Annotated in this window: 13 protein-coding genes; all 13 read left to right on the forward strand. The window is 56.9% G+C overall.

The window, feature by feature from the left end:
- The first annotated feature begins 76 nt into the window (after window positions 1-76).
- The 13 genes from ACN28R_RS06905 (at window position 77) to ACN28R_RS06965 (ending at window position 15,979) form a co-directional block, all read left to right on the forward strand.
- Window positions 77-1,036, forward strand: a complete 960-nt coding sequence (locus ACN28R_RS06905; protein ID WP_095833996.1) for a MurR/RpiR family transcriptional regulator — start codon at window positions 77-79, stop codon at window positions 1,034-1,036.
- Window positions 1,033-2,001 carry an isoaspartyl peptidase/L-asparaginase family protein gene (locus tag ACN28R_RS06910; protein WP_095833997.1) on the forward strand — a complete coding sequence of 323 codons (969 nt, stop codon included), beginning with the start codon at window positions 1,033-1,035 and terminating at the stop codon, window positions 1,999-2,001. Before ACN28R_RS06905 ends, ACN28R_RS06910 begins: the two co-directional genes overlap by 4 nt.
- Before the next feature lie 13 nt (window positions 2,002-2,014).
- Window positions 2,015-2,716 carry a creatininase family protein gene (locus ACN28R_RS06915; protein ID WP_095833998.1) on the forward strand — a complete coding sequence of 234 codons (702 nt, stop codon included), beginning with the start codon at window positions 2,015-2,017 and terminating at the stop codon, window positions 2,714-2,716.
- Entirely contained in the window at window positions 2,713-3,771 is a 1,059-nt protein-coding gene (locus ACN28R_RS06920; RefSeq protein ID WP_048638746.1) for a ketopantoate reductase family protein, read from the forward strand. Before ACN28R_RS06915 ends, ACN28R_RS06920 begins: the two co-directional genes overlap by 4 nt.
- On the forward strand, window positions 3,755-4,516 hold the full coding sequence (locus ACN28R_RS06925) for an SDR family NAD(P)-dependent oxidoreductase (RefSeq protein ID WP_095833999.1): 762 nt from the start codon (window positions 3,755-3,757) through the stop codon (window positions 4,514-4,516). Before ACN28R_RS06920 ends, ACN28R_RS06925 begins: the two co-directional genes overlap by 17 nt.
- Before the next feature lie 48 nt (window positions 4,517-4,564).
- The gene (locus tag ACN28R_RS06930) at window positions 4,565-5,539 is read left to right on the forward strand and encodes an ABC transporter permease (protein WP_048638748.1); all 975 of its coding nucleotides are present in this window, start codon (window positions 4,565-4,567) and stop codon (window positions 5,537-5,539) included.
- Window positions 5,536-6,441, forward strand: a complete 906-nt coding sequence (locus ACN28R_RS06935; RefSeq protein ID WP_048638749.1) for an ABC transporter permease — start codon at window positions 5,536-5,538, stop codon at window positions 6,439-6,441. Before ACN28R_RS06930 ends, ACN28R_RS06935 begins: the two co-directional genes overlap by 4 nt.
- A complete protein-coding gene (locus ACN28R_RS06940; RefSeq protein ID WP_095834000.1) occupies window positions 6,438-7,463 on the forward strand; it encodes an ABC transporter ATP-binding protein in 1,026 nt (341 codons plus the stop codon). Before ACN28R_RS06935 ends, ACN28R_RS06940 begins: the two co-directional genes overlap by 4 nt.
- Window positions 7,460-8,446, forward strand: coding sequence for an ABC transporter ATP-binding protein (locus ACN28R_RS06945; RefSeq protein WP_095834001.1), 987 nt, complete (start codon window positions 7,460-7,462; stop codon window positions 8,444-8,446). The genes ACN28R_RS06940 and ACN28R_RS06945 overlap by 4 nt, the downstream gene beginning before the upstream one ends.
- 32 nt (window positions 8,447-8,478) lie before the next feature.
- Window positions 8,479-10,062, forward strand: a complete 1,584-nt coding sequence (locus ACN28R_RS06950; RefSeq protein ID WP_095834002.1) for an ABC transporter substrate-binding protein — start codon at window positions 8,479-8,481, stop codon at window positions 10,060-10,062.
- A 252-nt stretch (window positions 10,063-10,314) separates the two neighbouring features.
- Entirely contained in the window at window positions 10,315-11,799 is a 1,485-nt protein-coding gene (locus ACN28R_RS06955) for a cellulase family glycosylhydrolase (RefSeq protein ID WP_375153858.1), read from the forward strand.
- 350 nt (window positions 11,800-12,149) lie between these two features.
- Window positions 12,150-14,954 carry a T6SS effector BTH_I2691 family protein gene (locus tag ACN28R_RS06960; RefSeq protein ID WP_095834004.1) on the forward strand — a complete coding sequence of 935 codons (2,805 nt, stop codon included), beginning with the start codon at window positions 12,150-12,152 and terminating at the stop codon, window positions 14,952-14,954.
- Window positions 14,951-15,979 carry a putative type VI secretion system effector gene (locus ACN28R_RS06965; RefSeq protein ID WP_095834005.1) on the forward strand — a complete coding sequence of 343 codons (1,029 nt, stop codon included), beginning with the start codon at window positions 14,951-14,953 and terminating at the stop codon, window positions 15,977-15,979. The genes ACN28R_RS06960 and ACN28R_RS06965 overlap by 4 nt, the downstream gene beginning before the upstream one ends.
- The last annotated feature ends 2 nt before the right edge of the window (window positions 15,980-15,981 follow it).

Below are 15,981 nucleotides of genomic sequence, written 5' to 3' on the forward strand. Positions count from 1 at the left end.
ATAAGAAAATTATTTTTCACAAATTATCATTTCGTGAATTATATTTTTCACATAGTGAATCAGACAGGTGGAACCGATGCCGACATCGCATTATTTGGAAGCCGAAGTCATTAAACAGGTGGCCTATATCGCACCCAGTCTGCCGGCCGCGCAGCGCCGCCTGGCCAACTATGTGCTGGAAAATGCTTTTCAGGTCGCCTCCGGCAATATAGAAAGTCTGGCCGCCGCAACCGGCGTCTCCATTGCAACCGCCAACCGTTTTGCGGTTGCATTGGGCTATTCCGGCTACGCGGAATTTCGTCATGCGTTGTTTCAGGTGTTCAAGCCGTCGATGGCGCCGGTGGAGAAGTTACGTAATGAACTGGGACGTGACTCGTCATTGGATGAAGTGGTGCATGAGTCGCTGTCCGGCGCGCAGGTCAGCATCGGTCAAACACGGGATCGCGCGACCAGCAGCAGCCTTGAGAAGGCGGTCCGCATGATTAATTCCGCCCGTAATGTGTATTGTTTTGGCCTGGGAACCAGTATTCATCTCGCCAATATCGCCACTTTCCGCTTCTCGTCCTATTGCCAGAATATCCATGCCTTGGCGAGCTACGGCGGTGCGGAAATGGCGCTGCACCATTTACAGAAGATCGGCGAGCACGACCTGCTGTTGGCGATCTCTTTCCCGCGTTATTCCGCCGACATGATCCGCATTATGCATTTTGCCCGTTCGCGTAACGCCTCAATTCTGGCGCTGACCGATCGCCCGAGCTCGCCGCTAGTCGGGCTGGCCGACCACACGCTGTTGGCGGCCGCGGAGCATCAGCTGCTTTCCAGTTCGATGGTCGCCCCGATTGCATTGATTGAGGCGCTGGCGGCCGCAATGGCGCATCGCACCCCGGAAGGATTAAACAGCGCGGCCGAGCTGACGGGACAACTGCTTCCTTATTTCTATCTTGATCAATCCGCTGAGGAATCTGCTGAGCAACTTGGCAGCGTTAATAACCAAAAACGCCGCAACAAGCGGCGAAAGGGGAATAACCCAGAATGAGCAAGAATGCAGTGTTGGCTATTCACGGCGGCGCCGGAACCGTTAACCGTTCAAAAATTACGCCGCAGAAAGAGCGTGAGTATGAAAACGCCCTGCGCGACGTATTGCGCGTTGGACAGCAGGCATTGTCCGACGGAGCCAGCGCCCTGGACGTGGTAACGCAGGCCGTCCGGCAGTTGGAAGATTGTCCGCTGTTCAACGCCGGCAAAGGCGCGGTGTACACCAGCGTCGCCGACCATGAACTTGATGCGTCGATTATGGATGGCGAATCACTACAGGCGGGGGCGGTGGCGCAGTTGCGCCATGTGCGTAACCCAATTGAAGCCGCACGAGCGCTGATGGCGTCAGGCCAGTATGTGCTGCTGACCGGCGCGGGCGCCGATGCGTTTGCCCGCGACGCCGGGCTATTGATGGTGGAGCAAAGTTATTACGCCACGCCCGAGCGTCTGCAACAGTTGCATGAAGTGCAGAAAGTCGGCGGGATGCGCCTGGTTCTGGACCATGACGGCGAGGATCTGGTCAACACCGGCGAACCCATCGATACGCGCACCAAATTCGGCACCGTCGGCGCCGTGGCGCGCGATATCCGCGGGAATCTTGCCGCCGCCAATTCAACCGGGGGAATGACCAATAAAACGCCGGGACGGGTAGGCGACAGCGCGGTTATCGGCGCGGGTTGCTATGCGGACAATCGTAGCGCCGCGGTCGCAACTACCGGCACCGGGGAAACCTTCATCCGCGCCGTGGCAGCTTATGACGTTTGCGCGCTGATGCGCTATGCCGGATTGACGCTGGAAGAAGCCACCCGACGGGTGATCCATGAAAGTCAGATCAAACTAGGCGGACAGGGCGGGCTGATTGCCGTTGATGCCGAGGGCAATGTGGCCTTGCCGTTTAATACCGCCGGCATGTATCGAGGGTACGTCCGTATCGGCGAACCGCTATACGTGGCTATCTATCGTTAGGAGCAATGTAAAAATGAGAATCCGCGATTGTAATTGGCAACATATTGAAAATTATTTGCAGCATGATGACCGCGTGGTGCTGCCGATCGGCAGCACCGAACAACACGCCTATCTGAGCCTGTGCGTCGATGCCATTTTGGCCGAGGAAGTCGGCGTCGCCGCCGCCGAACCTTTGGGTATTCCGGTTTATCCGGCGGTGCCGTTCGGTTTGGCGCCTTACTTTATGGCCTATCCCGGCTCGATGACGCTGCGGGTATCCACCTATAGCGCATTGATAACCGATCTATTGGACAGCCTGTCCGCTCACGGTTTCCGCCGCATCATGATTCTGAATGGTCATGGCGGCAATCAGCCCGCGGCGGCGGTTGCGCTGGAATGGGCGGCGCAACATAAAGGCCATCGCGTCCGTTTTCACAACTGGTGGAATGCGCCCAAAACGTGGGCAAAAGTCCAAGAGATCGATCCGGTGGCGTCGCACGCCTCGTGGATGGAAAACTTTCCTATCACCCGGCTGGCGCATGCGCCCTCGCCGGACGGCGCAAAACCGATGATCGATCTTGAACGTCTGCGCCTGCTGAATCCGGCGGAAACGCGCGGCTATCTGGGCGATGGCAATTACGGCGGCGACTACCAGAAGCCGGATGAGACGATGCAGCAACTGTGGCAGGTCGCGGTCGATGAGACGCGTCAACTGCTGGAGGGCGACTGGGCATGACGGTGACGAGCAATCAGCAACGCCCCATCCTGATTTGGGGCGCGGGAGCCATCGGCGCCAGCCTGGGCGCCGCCTTTGTCGCCGCGGGCCACCCGGTGGTGTTTGTCGATCAGGAGCAGGCGCATGTCGATGCCATGAATAGCGGCGGGCTTTATATAGAAGGCCCGATCCGTGAGCAACACCTGGCCGTGCGCGCATATACGCCGGACGATCTGCAAGGGCGCTACGATCTGGTGTTTCTGGCGGTTAAAGCGCACCACACCGCGATAGCCTGCCGGCAACTGCGCCCGTTTCTGTCGGAAAACGGCGTGGTGGTCTCGGCTCAGAACGGGCTGAATGAACGGGTTATCGCCAGCGTGCTGCGACGGGAGCGGACGATGGGATGCTTTGTGAACTTCGGCGCCGATTATCTTTCGCCCGGCCATATTCTGTACGGCGGGCGCGCGGCGGTCGTGGTGGGCGAGTTGGACGGTCAAACCAGCGCGCGGGTCAAACAGATTCATGCGCTGCTGCAGACGTTCGACGATCGCGCCATCCTGACCGATAACATCTGGGGATACCTGTGGGGCAAACTGGTGTACGGCGCCATGCTTTACGCCACCGCGCTGACGGACGGCGCCATCTGGGAATGCCTGGACCATCAGGATTACCGCGACGTTTTCATCCTCCTGGGTAAAGAGATCGCCGCCGTGGCCGCCGCCGAAGGGGTGGAAATGGAAGCCTTTGACGGTTTCGAGCCGGCGGCATATGCCCCTGAAGCCCCATTGTCGCTGGCGTACGCCAGCCTGGACGCCATGGTGGCGCACAACCGTCGCTCCACGAAAACGCACAGCGGCATCTGGCGCGATTTAGCGATACGTCAGCGCAGAACCGAAGTGGATGCCCAACTGGGGCCGATCCTGGATGCCGCGCAGCGCCATGGCATCGCGGCGCCGTTAACCCACCGGCTGATAGAGCTGATTCATGCCTGTGAAGACGGGCTTCCCCGCGCCTGGCGAAACCTGAAAGTCCTACGTGCAGCCCAGAGGAGTAGACACCATGCAGATAAGGTTTGATGGCCGCAAAGCAATCGTCACCGGCGCGGCCCAGGGGATTGGCCGGGAGATCGCCAGCAACCTGGCGCAGGCGGGCGCGGCATTATGGTTGTGCGACATTGATGCGGCCGGGCTGGCGAAAAGTCGCGCGGTTTGCCAGGCGCTGGCGCCGGAAGCCGAAATTGAAACGGCGGTGGTGGATGTGTCGCAGCGTCAGGAAATACAGCACTTTGTCAACACCGTTGGCGAGGTCGATGTGCTGATCAATGTTGCCGGCGGCGTATGCGGCCAGGCGGGGCATCCGATTGATGCTATCACCGAGGAGGCGTGGCGGCGGATTTTCGCCGTTAACAGCGACGCCATGTTCTGGTTTTCGCAGGCGGCGGCGCCATCGATGAAGCGCAAGGGATGGGGTCGTATCGTTACCATTTCCAGTATCGCCGGACTGGGCGTCAGCCTGACCGGGATCCAGGCTTATGCCGCCAGCAAGGCCGCCGAAGTCGCGCTGACTCGGCAGCTTGCGCATGAACTGGGGCCGTATGGCATTACCGTCAATGCGGTGGCGCCCGGATTTGTCCGCTCCAATCCGACCACCGAGCTTCAGTGGGAAGCCTACGGCGCCGAGGGCCAGAAAGCGCTGATCGCCGGGATCGCCCTGCGGCGCACCGGCGTCGCCAGCGATATCGCGCCGGCGGTGCTGTTTCTGGCTTCGGAGCATAGCGGTTGGACCACCGGGCAAACATTGGCGGTAGACGGCGGCAAATAATGACCGGACTGATTCCCCACCGCTCGCGCCGCGAAGGATAAAGAGAATATGTTGAGTTTTTTTGCTGTTCGGGCCTGGCAGTCGTTGCTGGTGTTGCTGCTGATGTCGATATTGGTTTTTATGGCGGTGTATGCCATCGGCAACCCTATCGACATTTTGATCAATCCCCAGGCGGACCAGGCGCTGCGTGAAGCGACAATTGCGCGCTACGGGCTGGATAAGCCGATGTGGGAACAATATCTGGTATTTCTGGGCAATGCGCTGCATGGCGATTTTGGCGAGTCGTTTATTTATAACGTTCCGGCGATGGGACTGATCCTTGAATATCTGCCCGCCACGCTTGAGCTGGCGGTGGTGGCGATGGCGATGACCATCATCATCGGCGTTCCTCTGGGCATGTATGCGGGTTATCGCCCGGACTCATGGCTGAGCAAGAGCATCATGGGGGGCAGCGTGCTGGCGTTTTCCGTGCCGGGGTTCTGGATGGGATTGATGCTGATCCTGATCTTTTCGGTGGAGCTTGGGTGGTTTTCTTCCGGCGGCCGCGGCGAAACGGTGACGGTATTGGGCATCCCATGGTCGGTGCTGACGCTGGATGGCTGGGCGCATCTGCTGCTGCCGGCAATCAATCTGGCGCTGTTCCGGCTGGCGCTGATTGTCCGGTTGACCCGCGCCGGCGTGCGCGAGGCGATCCTGTCCGATTATGTCAAATTTGCCCGCGCCAAAGGCGTGCCGCCGATGCGCATCCTGCTGCGCCATGTCATGCGCAACATAATGATTCCGCTGACGACGGTGCTGGGGCTGGAGTTCGGCGCCATGGTGGCGTTTTCCGTGGTCACGGAAACCATTTTCTCCTGGCCGGGGGCGGGCAAGCTGGTCATTGACTCGATTCGCACCTTGGATCAACCGGTGGTGGTGTCCTATCTGCTGCTGGTCGCCGCGATGTTTGTCGTCATTAATTTACTGGTCGACATGCTGTATTCCCTGCTCGATCCACGAATCCGCCTTGGGAGCCGAAAATGAGCGATGTGACTCAACAACCCCCGCTGCGCCGGGAAAGCTATCTGCGGGAAGTCTGGCGTAATTACCGGCGTAGCCGTATTGCCAGTCTTGCGCTGCTGGTGCTGGTTATCGCGGTGCTGATGGCGCTCTTCGCCCCGTGGATCACGCCGCAAAACCCGTTCGATCAGTCGATTCTGGAACTGGCGGACGCCCGCCTTAGCCCCGGTTCGATCGGCACTGGCGGCTATATCCATGTGCTGGGAACGGATGCCGACGGGCGGGATCTCTACAGCGCCATCATTTACGGCATGCGTTTGAGCATGACTATCGGCCTGATCAGCGGCCTGGCGGCGATGATTATCGGATCGTTAATCGGCCTGATGGCGGGGTTCGTCGGCGGACGCACCGAAGCGGTGCTGATGCGCATCGTCGATCTGCAACTCTCTTTCCCGCCGCTGATGTTGGCTCTGGTGCTGGTGGCGATACTGGGGCAGGGACAATTTCAGGTTATTGCGGCATTGGTGGCGGCGCAGTATGCCTACTTCGCCCGCACGGTGCATGGCGCGGCGCTTGCCGAACGCCAGAAGGAATATATCGAAGCCGCCAGCGCGGTGCCGCTGCCCGCCCGGCGCATCATGTTCGGACATTTGCTGCCCAACGTGCTGCCGCCGCTGATTGTTGTGGCGTCGGTGCAGATCGCCAGTTCGATTGTGCTGGAGGCCACGCTCTCGTTTCTCGGCGTCGGGCTGCCGGTTACCGAACCCTCGCTGGGCGGTCTGATCTATCGCGGCTTTGAATATATGCTCAGCGGCCGTTACTGGATGAGCGTCTATCCCGGTATCACGCTGGTGATTTTGATGCTGGCGATCAATCTGGTCGGCGACCAGTTACGCGATGTCCTGAATCCGAGGTTGAATAAATGAAGGCAAACACAGAAAGCCGTCGTGAAGAAGTGCTGCGTGTGAGCGGCCTGCAAACGCATTTCATCACGGAGCAAGGCGTCATCAAGGCAGTCAATGGCGTGGATTTCTCGTTACGCCGCGGCGAGATCCTGGGGCTGGTGGGCGAATCAGGCTCCGGTAAGAGCGTCACCGGATTTTCCATTATGGGACTCATCGATCCGCCAGGGAAAATTCACAGCGGCAGCATCCGTCTTGGCGGGACGGAACTGGTGGGATTATCGGAAAAATCGCTGCGTCCGCTGCGCGGCGTGCGGATGGCGATGATTTTTCAGGATCCGATGATGACGCTGAACCCGGTCATGCGGGTCGCGGATCAGATGATTGAAGCGATTACGGTGCATGAGCGCGTACCGCGCAAGCAGGCGATGCTGCGGGCGCGGGCGGCGCTGGTTAAAGCCGGTATTCCTGCGCCGGATGAACGGCTACGCGCCTATCCGCATGAATTGTCCGGCGGGATGCGTCAGCGCGTCGCCATCGCCACCGCCATTTTGCACCGGCCTGACGTGATCATTGCCGATGAACCGACAACGGCGCTGGACGTGACGATTCAGGGGCAGATTCTGGCCGAGGTGCAGCGGCTGGCGCGGGATGAAGGCGTGGCGCTGGTCTGGATCACCCATGACCTCTCGGTGGTGGCCGGACTGGCTGACCATATCTGCGTAATGTACGCCGGTCGGGTGGTGGAATCCGGCACCACCGATCAGGTGCTGGATCATCCCGCTCACCCTTATACCCTTGGCCTGATTGAATCCCTGCCAGGACAGGGCGAGCAGGGCAAACCGTTAAAGCAGATCCCGGGGATGACGCCTTCGCTGCTGGGACTGGATGACGGCTGCGCCTTTCGCACCCGTTGCGCGTATGCCAGCGAAATATGCCAGACGCCGCCGCAGCGCCGGCGCTGGGCGGATGGCCAGACCGCGAGCTGTTTTCATCCTTGCCGTGTGACTGAACACGATGCTGCCGAACGGGAGGTCAGATCATGAATCTGGTGGAAATGAATAACGTCGATAAACGTTTTCCGCTGCCGTTGTCGTTGGATCAGCGCATAGCCCGTCTGCTGGGACGCGAGGTTAGCATCCCGACCGTACACGCGGTCAATGGCGTGTCGCTAAGCATTAAGCAAGGCGAAGTGCTGGGGCTGGTTGGCGAGTCCGGTTGCGGCAAGTCGACGCTGGCGCGCGTGATGGCGGGAATTCATGCCCCGACGTCGGGCAATGTGACCTACCGGGGCAAGCCGGTCGCCGTGACGCAAGGGCGCAGGGAAGTGAAGTTGACCACGCGGGTGCAGATGATCTTCCAGGATCCCTATGCTTCGCTGAATCCGCGGCACCGCATCAACCGCATTATTGCCGAAGGACCGCTGTTTCATCAGCTGATTACGTCGGCCGAGCAGGACGATTACGTCTGCGAAATGATGAATCAGGCGGGTATTGATCCCGCTTACCGCTTCCGTTTTCCGCATCAGTTTTCCGGCGGCCAGCGCCAGCGTATCGGTATTGCGCGCGCGCTGGCGATGCAGCCTGAATTTCTGGTGTGCGATGAGGCGGTCGCCGCGCTGGACGTGTCGATTCAGGCCCAGGTGATCAATCTGTTTATGGATCTGCGCGAACGCCTGCAACTGACCTATCTGTTCGTCAGTCACGATCTCGGCGTGGTGCGCCATCTCAGCGATCGCGTGGCCATCATGTATCTCGGCAAACTGGTGGAACTGGCGCCGGCGGAAACCATCTTTAGCCGGGCTAATCACCCTTATACCCAGGCGTTACTGGGCAACATGCTGACGCTTAACTCCCGGCGTCAAACCTTTATCCCAATCAAGGGGGAGATCCCCTCGCCGTTGTCGCCACCCAAAGGTTGTAAGTTTCACCCCCGCTGCCCGCATGCGATGGCTTGCTGCTCTCAGGAGGAGCCGCCATTACGTGAGGTTGAGTCGGGACATTTCTCTGCTTGTCATCTTAATACTTAGACGGTCTCATTTTTCATTAAGGAGTAGGCATTATGGTAGGTGTGAAATCCCGGACATTGATTACCGCGTTATCGCTGGCTGTTTCCCTCGCCGTCGGCAGCGCGCAGGCACAAGATCTGAAAATCGGCGTACGCGCCGGCCCGGAAGCGATGGATCCGCACTATATGGCGTTAGGGCATCAAATTGCCGCCATTAAAAATATTTACGAAGCGCTGGTCACGTTTGATGAAAATCTGCAAATCGCGCCGGGACTGGCGGAAAGTTGGAAACCCATTAATGACACCACCTGGGAGTTCACCCTTCGTCCTAATGTCAAATTCCACAATGGCGAGCCGCTGACGGCGGAAGATGTGAAATTCTCGCTGGATCGCGTGCCGGGCGCCGCCGGGCCAGACGGCGGATTGGTGATTAATACGCGCAATATTACCCACGTCGAGGTTACCGGGCCGTTGACGGTACAGGTTGCGACCAGCGTGGCCAACCCTGCGCTGCCGCAGGACCTGGCTCGGGTCAGCATCCTGCCGCATTCGATCGGCAAAGCGACGGTGGAAGATTTCAACAGCGGTAAAGCGGCGATTGGCACCGGCCCGTTCAAATTCGCCGGCTTTAAAGCCAGAACCGGCTTTGACGTCACGCGTAACGACGACTACTGGGGCGGAAAAGCGGATTGGGATAAAGTCTCCTTCACCGAAATTTCCAATGACGCCGCCCGCGTGGCCGCGCTGTTGTCCAAACGTGTGGATGTGGTGAACTACGTGCCGTTCTCCGATGTGGAGAAAATGCGCCGCAACCATGATGTCAGCGTGGTGCAGGGGCAGTCGATCTATATATTCCTGCTGTATCCGGATCAGCGCGCCCATAGCGATCTGGTGACGGACAAGGCCGGCAAGCCGCTGGACGTCAACCCGCTGAGCAAACCGCAGGTGCGAGAGGCGCTGTCGCTGGCCATCGACCGCACGGCGATTGCCGATCGCGCGTTGGAAGGCTTTGCCAAACCGGCCAATCAGTTGATTGACGATAAGTTCTTCGGCGCGCTGCCCACGCCGCCGAAACTAGAATACAACGTCGCCAAGGCGCGCCAGCTACTGGCGGATGCGGGCTATCCTGACGGCTTCAAACTCCCATTGCACTGCACCAGCGACCGTTTCCCCGGCGATGGCGCAACCTGTACGGCGCTGGGCCAGATGTTTGCGCGGATCGGCATCGATACGCAGGTTAACGCGCTATCGCGTACCGTGTTTGTTCCCGCCCGTACTCGCGGCGACTATATCATGACCATGGCCGGCTGGGGCTCGGTTAGCGGTGAGGCGGGTTATACGCTGTCGTCAATTGCGCACACCAATGACAAGAGCAAAGGGCTGGGGGCGTTTAACGTATCGCACGTTTCCAACCCGAAGAGCGATGAGCTGATTGCCACCGCCATGCGTACGCTGGACAACGATCAACGTAAGCAACTGTTCCAGCAGGCGATGACCTCGACGCTGGATAACTACGACATCATTCCGGTGGTGCAACTGTCGTCGGTGTGGGCTTCCCGCGCCAATACCGTGACCTTTACGCCACGCGTGGATGAAGAAACGCTGCCGTTCTTTATCCATCCCGTCGCGAAAAAATAAAAATGGCTCCGCTGCCGGTGACGGCAGCATAATCTTTTGAATAAGCGGCGCCTATGCCGCTTATCGTCCTTTTAGCTTTCATCCTATATGTTTTTTTGACTTCGTTTCCTATCCTGACATAGCGTATTTCCGGCGAATGGTGATGTGCCGCGGTGAATTCGCCGTGCCTGATGGTTTTACCCGATGGCGCGAGTTATATGATTTACATACCGATAGCCAAGGTATGACCACAAAGGAGAAGGGAGTATGCGGATGGAACGCGTCAAAAAAATCGCCACCGGCAAACTGGCGGCGTTACTGGTCGTGGCGCTGTGCGGTTGTGTTCGGACATTACCGGCGGATGCGGCGACACCGGTGCAGGTTCATGGACAGTTATCCATCGCCGACGGGAAGCTGGTTGATGCCAATGGGAAGCCGGTACAGCTACGGGGGATGAGTTCACACGGTCTGCAATGGTACGGTCAATTCGTCAATAAGGATGCGATGAAATGGCTGCGGGACGACTGGGGGATCTCGGTGTTCCGGCTGGCGATGTATACGGAGGAAGAGGGGTATATTACCGACCCGTCTGTGGCCGACAAGGTGAAAGAAGCGGTGGAGGCGGCGCAGAGTCTTGGTCTTTACGTGATTATCGACTGGCATATTTTGTCCGATGGCGATCCGAATAAGCATAAAACAGCGGCCAAAGCCTTTTTTAATGAAATGGCTGAATTGTACGGTAATTCGCCGAATGTGATTTATGAGATCGCCAACGAACCGAACGGCGACGTAACCTGGAACGATCGGATCCGGCCTTATGCTTTGGCGTTGACGCAGACGATTCGGGCGAAAGATCCCGATAACCTTATTCTTGTCGGCACCGGTAGTTGGAGCCAGGATGTGCAGGATGCCGCTGACAATCCGTTGCCGGATCGGAACACGATGTATGTACTGCACTTCTATGCCGGTACGCACAAGCTGTCGTTACGCGAACGGCTTGATTATGCCCTGAATCGGGGCGTTCCCATTTTTGTCAGCGAATGGGGAACCAGCGAGGCGGCGGGAGATAAAGGCCCTTTCCTGGCGGAATCCAGGGTTTGGCTCGATTTTCTCAATCAGCGCGGCATCAGCTGGGTTAACTGGTCGCTGTCGGATAAGGCGGAGATTTCGTCGGCGTTGGCGCCGGGGGCGGACACGCGCGGCGGCTGGACGGATGCGGATCTGACAACTTCGGGTAAATTCGTCAGAAAGCGGATCCGGGGTGAGGACGACACGCTAGCGACGGCGCCGGAAAATGGAACCCCGCAGGTAGCGCTGCAATACATCAATAGGAACCGCAATCCCGCCGATAATGCCATTCATCTGGCGTTCAACATTAAAAATACCGGCGGCGGCACGATCAATCTGAGCGATCTGAAAGTTCGTTACTATTTCAATGACGATGGTAAATCCAGCGACCAGCGGTATATCGATTGGGCCGATATGGGCGCCGATAAGGTTATCGCCAGCTCACAAGCGTTGCCCGACGGCAGCGTACGGGCTAACCACTATGTGGAGATAGCTTTTGGCCGCGACGCCGGGGAAATTCCGGCCGGCGCAGAGAGCGGCGAGGTGCAGGTGCGTATTCACCCGGCGGACTGGAGCAACTATGACGAAACCAATGATTATTCCTGCCTGAGCGACATCACCGTCTTTACCGACTGGGACAAGATGACCGTGTATCATAAAGGCTCGCTGATATGGGGAACCGAGCCTTAGTCGCCACAGTTTATTCTTTCCATCATCAAACGGGGTCAGGCTGCGAGATCTGCCTGATCCTTCACTTAATAATGATTATAATAAATATTATTTTGTTTTTAATTGTTTGATTTATCTTTATTTTATATTAAATAGATCGCTTGTCAGGCTGCAGTTTTTTTATGCATAATGCGCGCCATAAAATTCCTCAATGGACATGAAAAGGAAACCGTATGGAGCACAATTTCGTCACATCCAAAGGCATATTTCTCATCGTGAATGGCGCTGCCCGTCCGGTACAGGATCTGGACCGGGTGGTGGCGCAAGCGCAAATTTTTAATCAGTGAGCGGTATATAGAAAGGACTCTACCATGGCTTGTAACAACGAATGTACTTCCACCGGTCTGGCAATCCTGCCGGTGCGTTATGCCGTCGTGCCTAAAACCATCTCCACCCGTTTGCCTGCCTGGGCGCAAAGCGCGCCGCTGACCGGTGTACCGCTGGAAAATGGCGACCATTACGCCTTAAGAGCGTTGCGCTACGGTTATTTGTATATTTTTTATGCCAAAGGATCTCAAGGCGTCAATGACTGGCAGTGCTACAGTATTGCGCCTGATGGGTCGCTGTGGTTACAAACCCATGCCGGCCAACCTAAAGAGAAAAAGGCGCCGTCATGTAATGTGGAACGGCATGATCCTGCAATGGTTGAATTTTTTTGTATCGCGGAGCCTGAAACGTGCGGGGATGTATGGGTCGCGTTCAGTCAATATCAATGGAGCGGCGCGACGCTGACGCGTTATCAGCAGGATGAGCGCGCGCGCAATAAGCGGATGCAGAAAATCCAGCCGTCCAGATGGATTCATCAGCCGCAACAGGCCGGCGCCACCCAGGCGACGGCGGACGCGTTGCAAAGCGTGATTGACTATCAGGATGTCAGCTCCGCCGGGTTATTGCCCAGCGTCACTTCCGCCGCATCGCAACGGGCGATAAGCGCTGCCGCCAAAGCCAATGGGCCTGCTTATAGCTACGACCAAAGAGTGCTGGAAAGTGTTTCCACGCTCTATCCCTGGGCGTTGGGGCGACAGGGTAAAAGCCGAGACACCGAGCAGAAAATGTTGCGCCGCAGCAAGAAAAAAGACGGTTCGCCCTGCGCGCCCTTATTGCTGCCCCTGTGGGATGCCATCGGCATCGTACATGAGCTGAACGGCTGGTGTATGGATATCGCCGGGCGCCAGGCGCAATTTTCCGATGAGCGGGAATTTGAACTGAAAACCCACAGCGACCTGCTGATGGTACAGGGTCTGGTTAGTGATGCGGCGCAGGACAGACTGGCGTCGATTCGCGACAGAAGGGCAAGCCCGGTGGACATGCTGGCGCAAACACAGGCAGAGCGTGCCGCCATTCGCACCCGTTATGCCGACCAGCCGGCGATGCGGCAACAACTGCTGTATGAATGCGACAGGGTGGATGAGTGGTATCAGCAGAAAGTGCCGGATAGTTACATTCAACAACGCGGCCTCTTGCGTCGTAACAGCGCGGAAGATCGACGCGCGAAATTTGCCGAGCTAAAAATATCGGTGGACATATGGTTAGCGGGTAATCCGGCACGTTCGGCCGAACTGCGACATCAAAGCTGGCGGAAATATCAGTCCCGGCTGAACAACGCGCAGCGGGAAAACTTCGTGCGCTGCGCCGATACATTCAGCGCATCGCTGAAGAAGGCGTTTGATGAGCGGGCGGTAAATATTCTGCACTGGCTGGAAGCGGAGTTATTTATCGTTACGTTGCAGGATTATAAGACGACGGAATTTCTCGATAATTTTAACTATTGCCATATCGTCAGCGTGGCCTTGTACGGTATCGGCAACGTCCCGCAGGGGCAGGCGTTGATTGAGCGTTGGGTTGATGAGCAAAGCACCGGCAGCGACGCCAATCTGATCTGGAACCAGGTCGCCGGCAATAATCCGCTGATAAAAGATGAGCTTGAAGCTCTGCTGGCCTCGGCGAAGAACGCCAAAGACGACCCGGCACCGACCACGCTGGCGGCGTTGAATGCCGCGCTGGCGAAATCCAGCGATCTGAAAAATTTTTCCGACTTTGTCTCCAACTCACTGAAAGCGTCCGCCAAAAATATGACGGATAATCCCGACTGGATAAACCGGCAATTTAGAAAGGCGGATCTGTTTATGGCCTCGGTGGGCGATCGCATCTTTAACGTTACCCGCCTGGGGGGGCATATTGATAATCATGTCACGATGATTTACAAGACCATTTTTTCCGTCAGGGCCGGGGTGCCGCTGGAGCATACGCTGAGACTCTTCGAGGTTCAGTTGCAGGAGATGCCGCACCTGCGCCGGCAAATTTTGCAGGATCTGAGAAATAGCCAGGAATTTTTGCCGGAGGGCGGCGAGAGATTAAAGAAATATAAAGATCTGAACGATGCTTGGGGAAAATTCGCGGATACGGATGAGGGCAAAAACACCCTGAAAGTATCGCGCGTCGGACTGCTGATGCTGTTTTTCAATGCGCTGGACGTCGGCTATCTATACAGCCAGCTTAAGCAGGATGACTGGAAAAGCCAGGCGGCGCTGGCGGCCAGCGGGCTAAGCATGATGTCGGTGATCAGCGACCTGCTGTTGCCGGCGCTGGAAAAAGGGGAAAAGGCGGCCAAAGTCACTATCGAGAGTATGAAGTTATTCGGCGCTTTTGTCGGCTGTGCCGCATCGGTATTGACCGCGGTACTTGACGGTATGAATTTGGGAAAATCATATAATCAAAATCGTTTTGGTATGGCGTGCTTCTATTTTGTCAAGGGGGTGGTGGATGGCGCGGGGGCGTTAAAATATCTGGGAACGTTTCTTTCCGCCGCCGGCGAACTGGCTTCTATTTACGGGCGCAGAGAGAGAATGCTGGGGTTTGCCGATACTTTGTCAAGATACGGTAAAAAAATCGCCGGCAAGTTTATGACGCGTACCGGCGCGCTGCGATTGTTGGGAAAACTAGCCTCCTGGCAGGCGCAGGCAGGACTGATGTTATTGCAGGTTATCGTGACGCTGTTTTCTGATGATGAGTTGCAGGCCTGGTGCACCCAGTGCCATTTTGGTCAAAAACCGGCATTTGCCGGCTATGACGAGCAGTTGGTTAATCTGGAAAAGGCGTTAAAGGAAATCCTATGAGAAATGAAAAAGCGATTAACCCCAAGGAGCTTCGTCAGGAATTGTTCGAGGCGGAATGTCGAGTGGAATCCGCTCGCCGACACCTTTATAACAACGAATATGGTGTCACCGAGACTGATGTGGCACAGGCGGAACAGCACTATCAGCAGGTATTAAGCGAATGGCAGGCGTTGCCGCCGCCGCCGGTATTGCCGCCGAGCGGCAAACTGGAGAAAATCACCGGTCGGCTGGAGTCTTTTAGCCGCATCCGCTGCAAGGCCAACTTTGATCCTGATGTGTATGCCACCTCTTCAGACAGAACACTGACGGCGGGAGAAAAGGGCGCGGTGGGCGCGGGGGCCATTGCCATCGGTAGTCCTGCGCTGGCGGGGCTGGCGCTGAAGGGGGAAGAGCCGATTTTAAACGACGCGGACTATGTGCAAGGGATGATAAACGGCCAGCCGTTTGCCGGTTGGGTGGGGATGACGCACCTGAAGGCGGGCGACGAGGTGGAGTTGGCGGCGGCATGGCAGGACGACCATTATCAGGTTTACGCCATTGCCGTACCGGCGTTGCGGATTGTCTCGGTATGTCCGCAGTGCGACCATGGCCGTTATATTGAGGCGATTTCCAGGATCAAGCTCGGCACTTTTATGAGTTTGTTTTTTATTATATTGGCTTGTATTGCAGTTTTACTAATGGGTAAAGGTACATTTTGGGAGAATTTTTCTTATGAATTAACTGATAATAAAGGTAATTTTTATTTTTTGATTGCGATGGGGCTGGGGATAAATGGTGTTTTTTGGGGGCTGTTTTTTTATGGCGCCTATAAAGCGTATGCGGAAACTGCCTGCAAACTGGCGGAGGAAATATCTCAGGTATTCGGCTGGCGTCATCCCAAATGGATAAACTTAAAGAAAATAACGGCGAAGCGGGAAAAGGAATTAATGCGTCAGGGGAAATGGTATTCGCCGAAGGATACCAGCAAGCCGCCGCTGCCCAGCGCGAAATTATTATGGGATGATGAGTATTGGCATTATTACTGACA

This window comes from Brenneria goodwinii (assembly GCF_002291445.1).
GTDB lineage: Bacteria > Pseudomonadota > Gammaproteobacteria > Enterobacterales > Enterobacteriaceae > Brenneria > Brenneria goodwinii.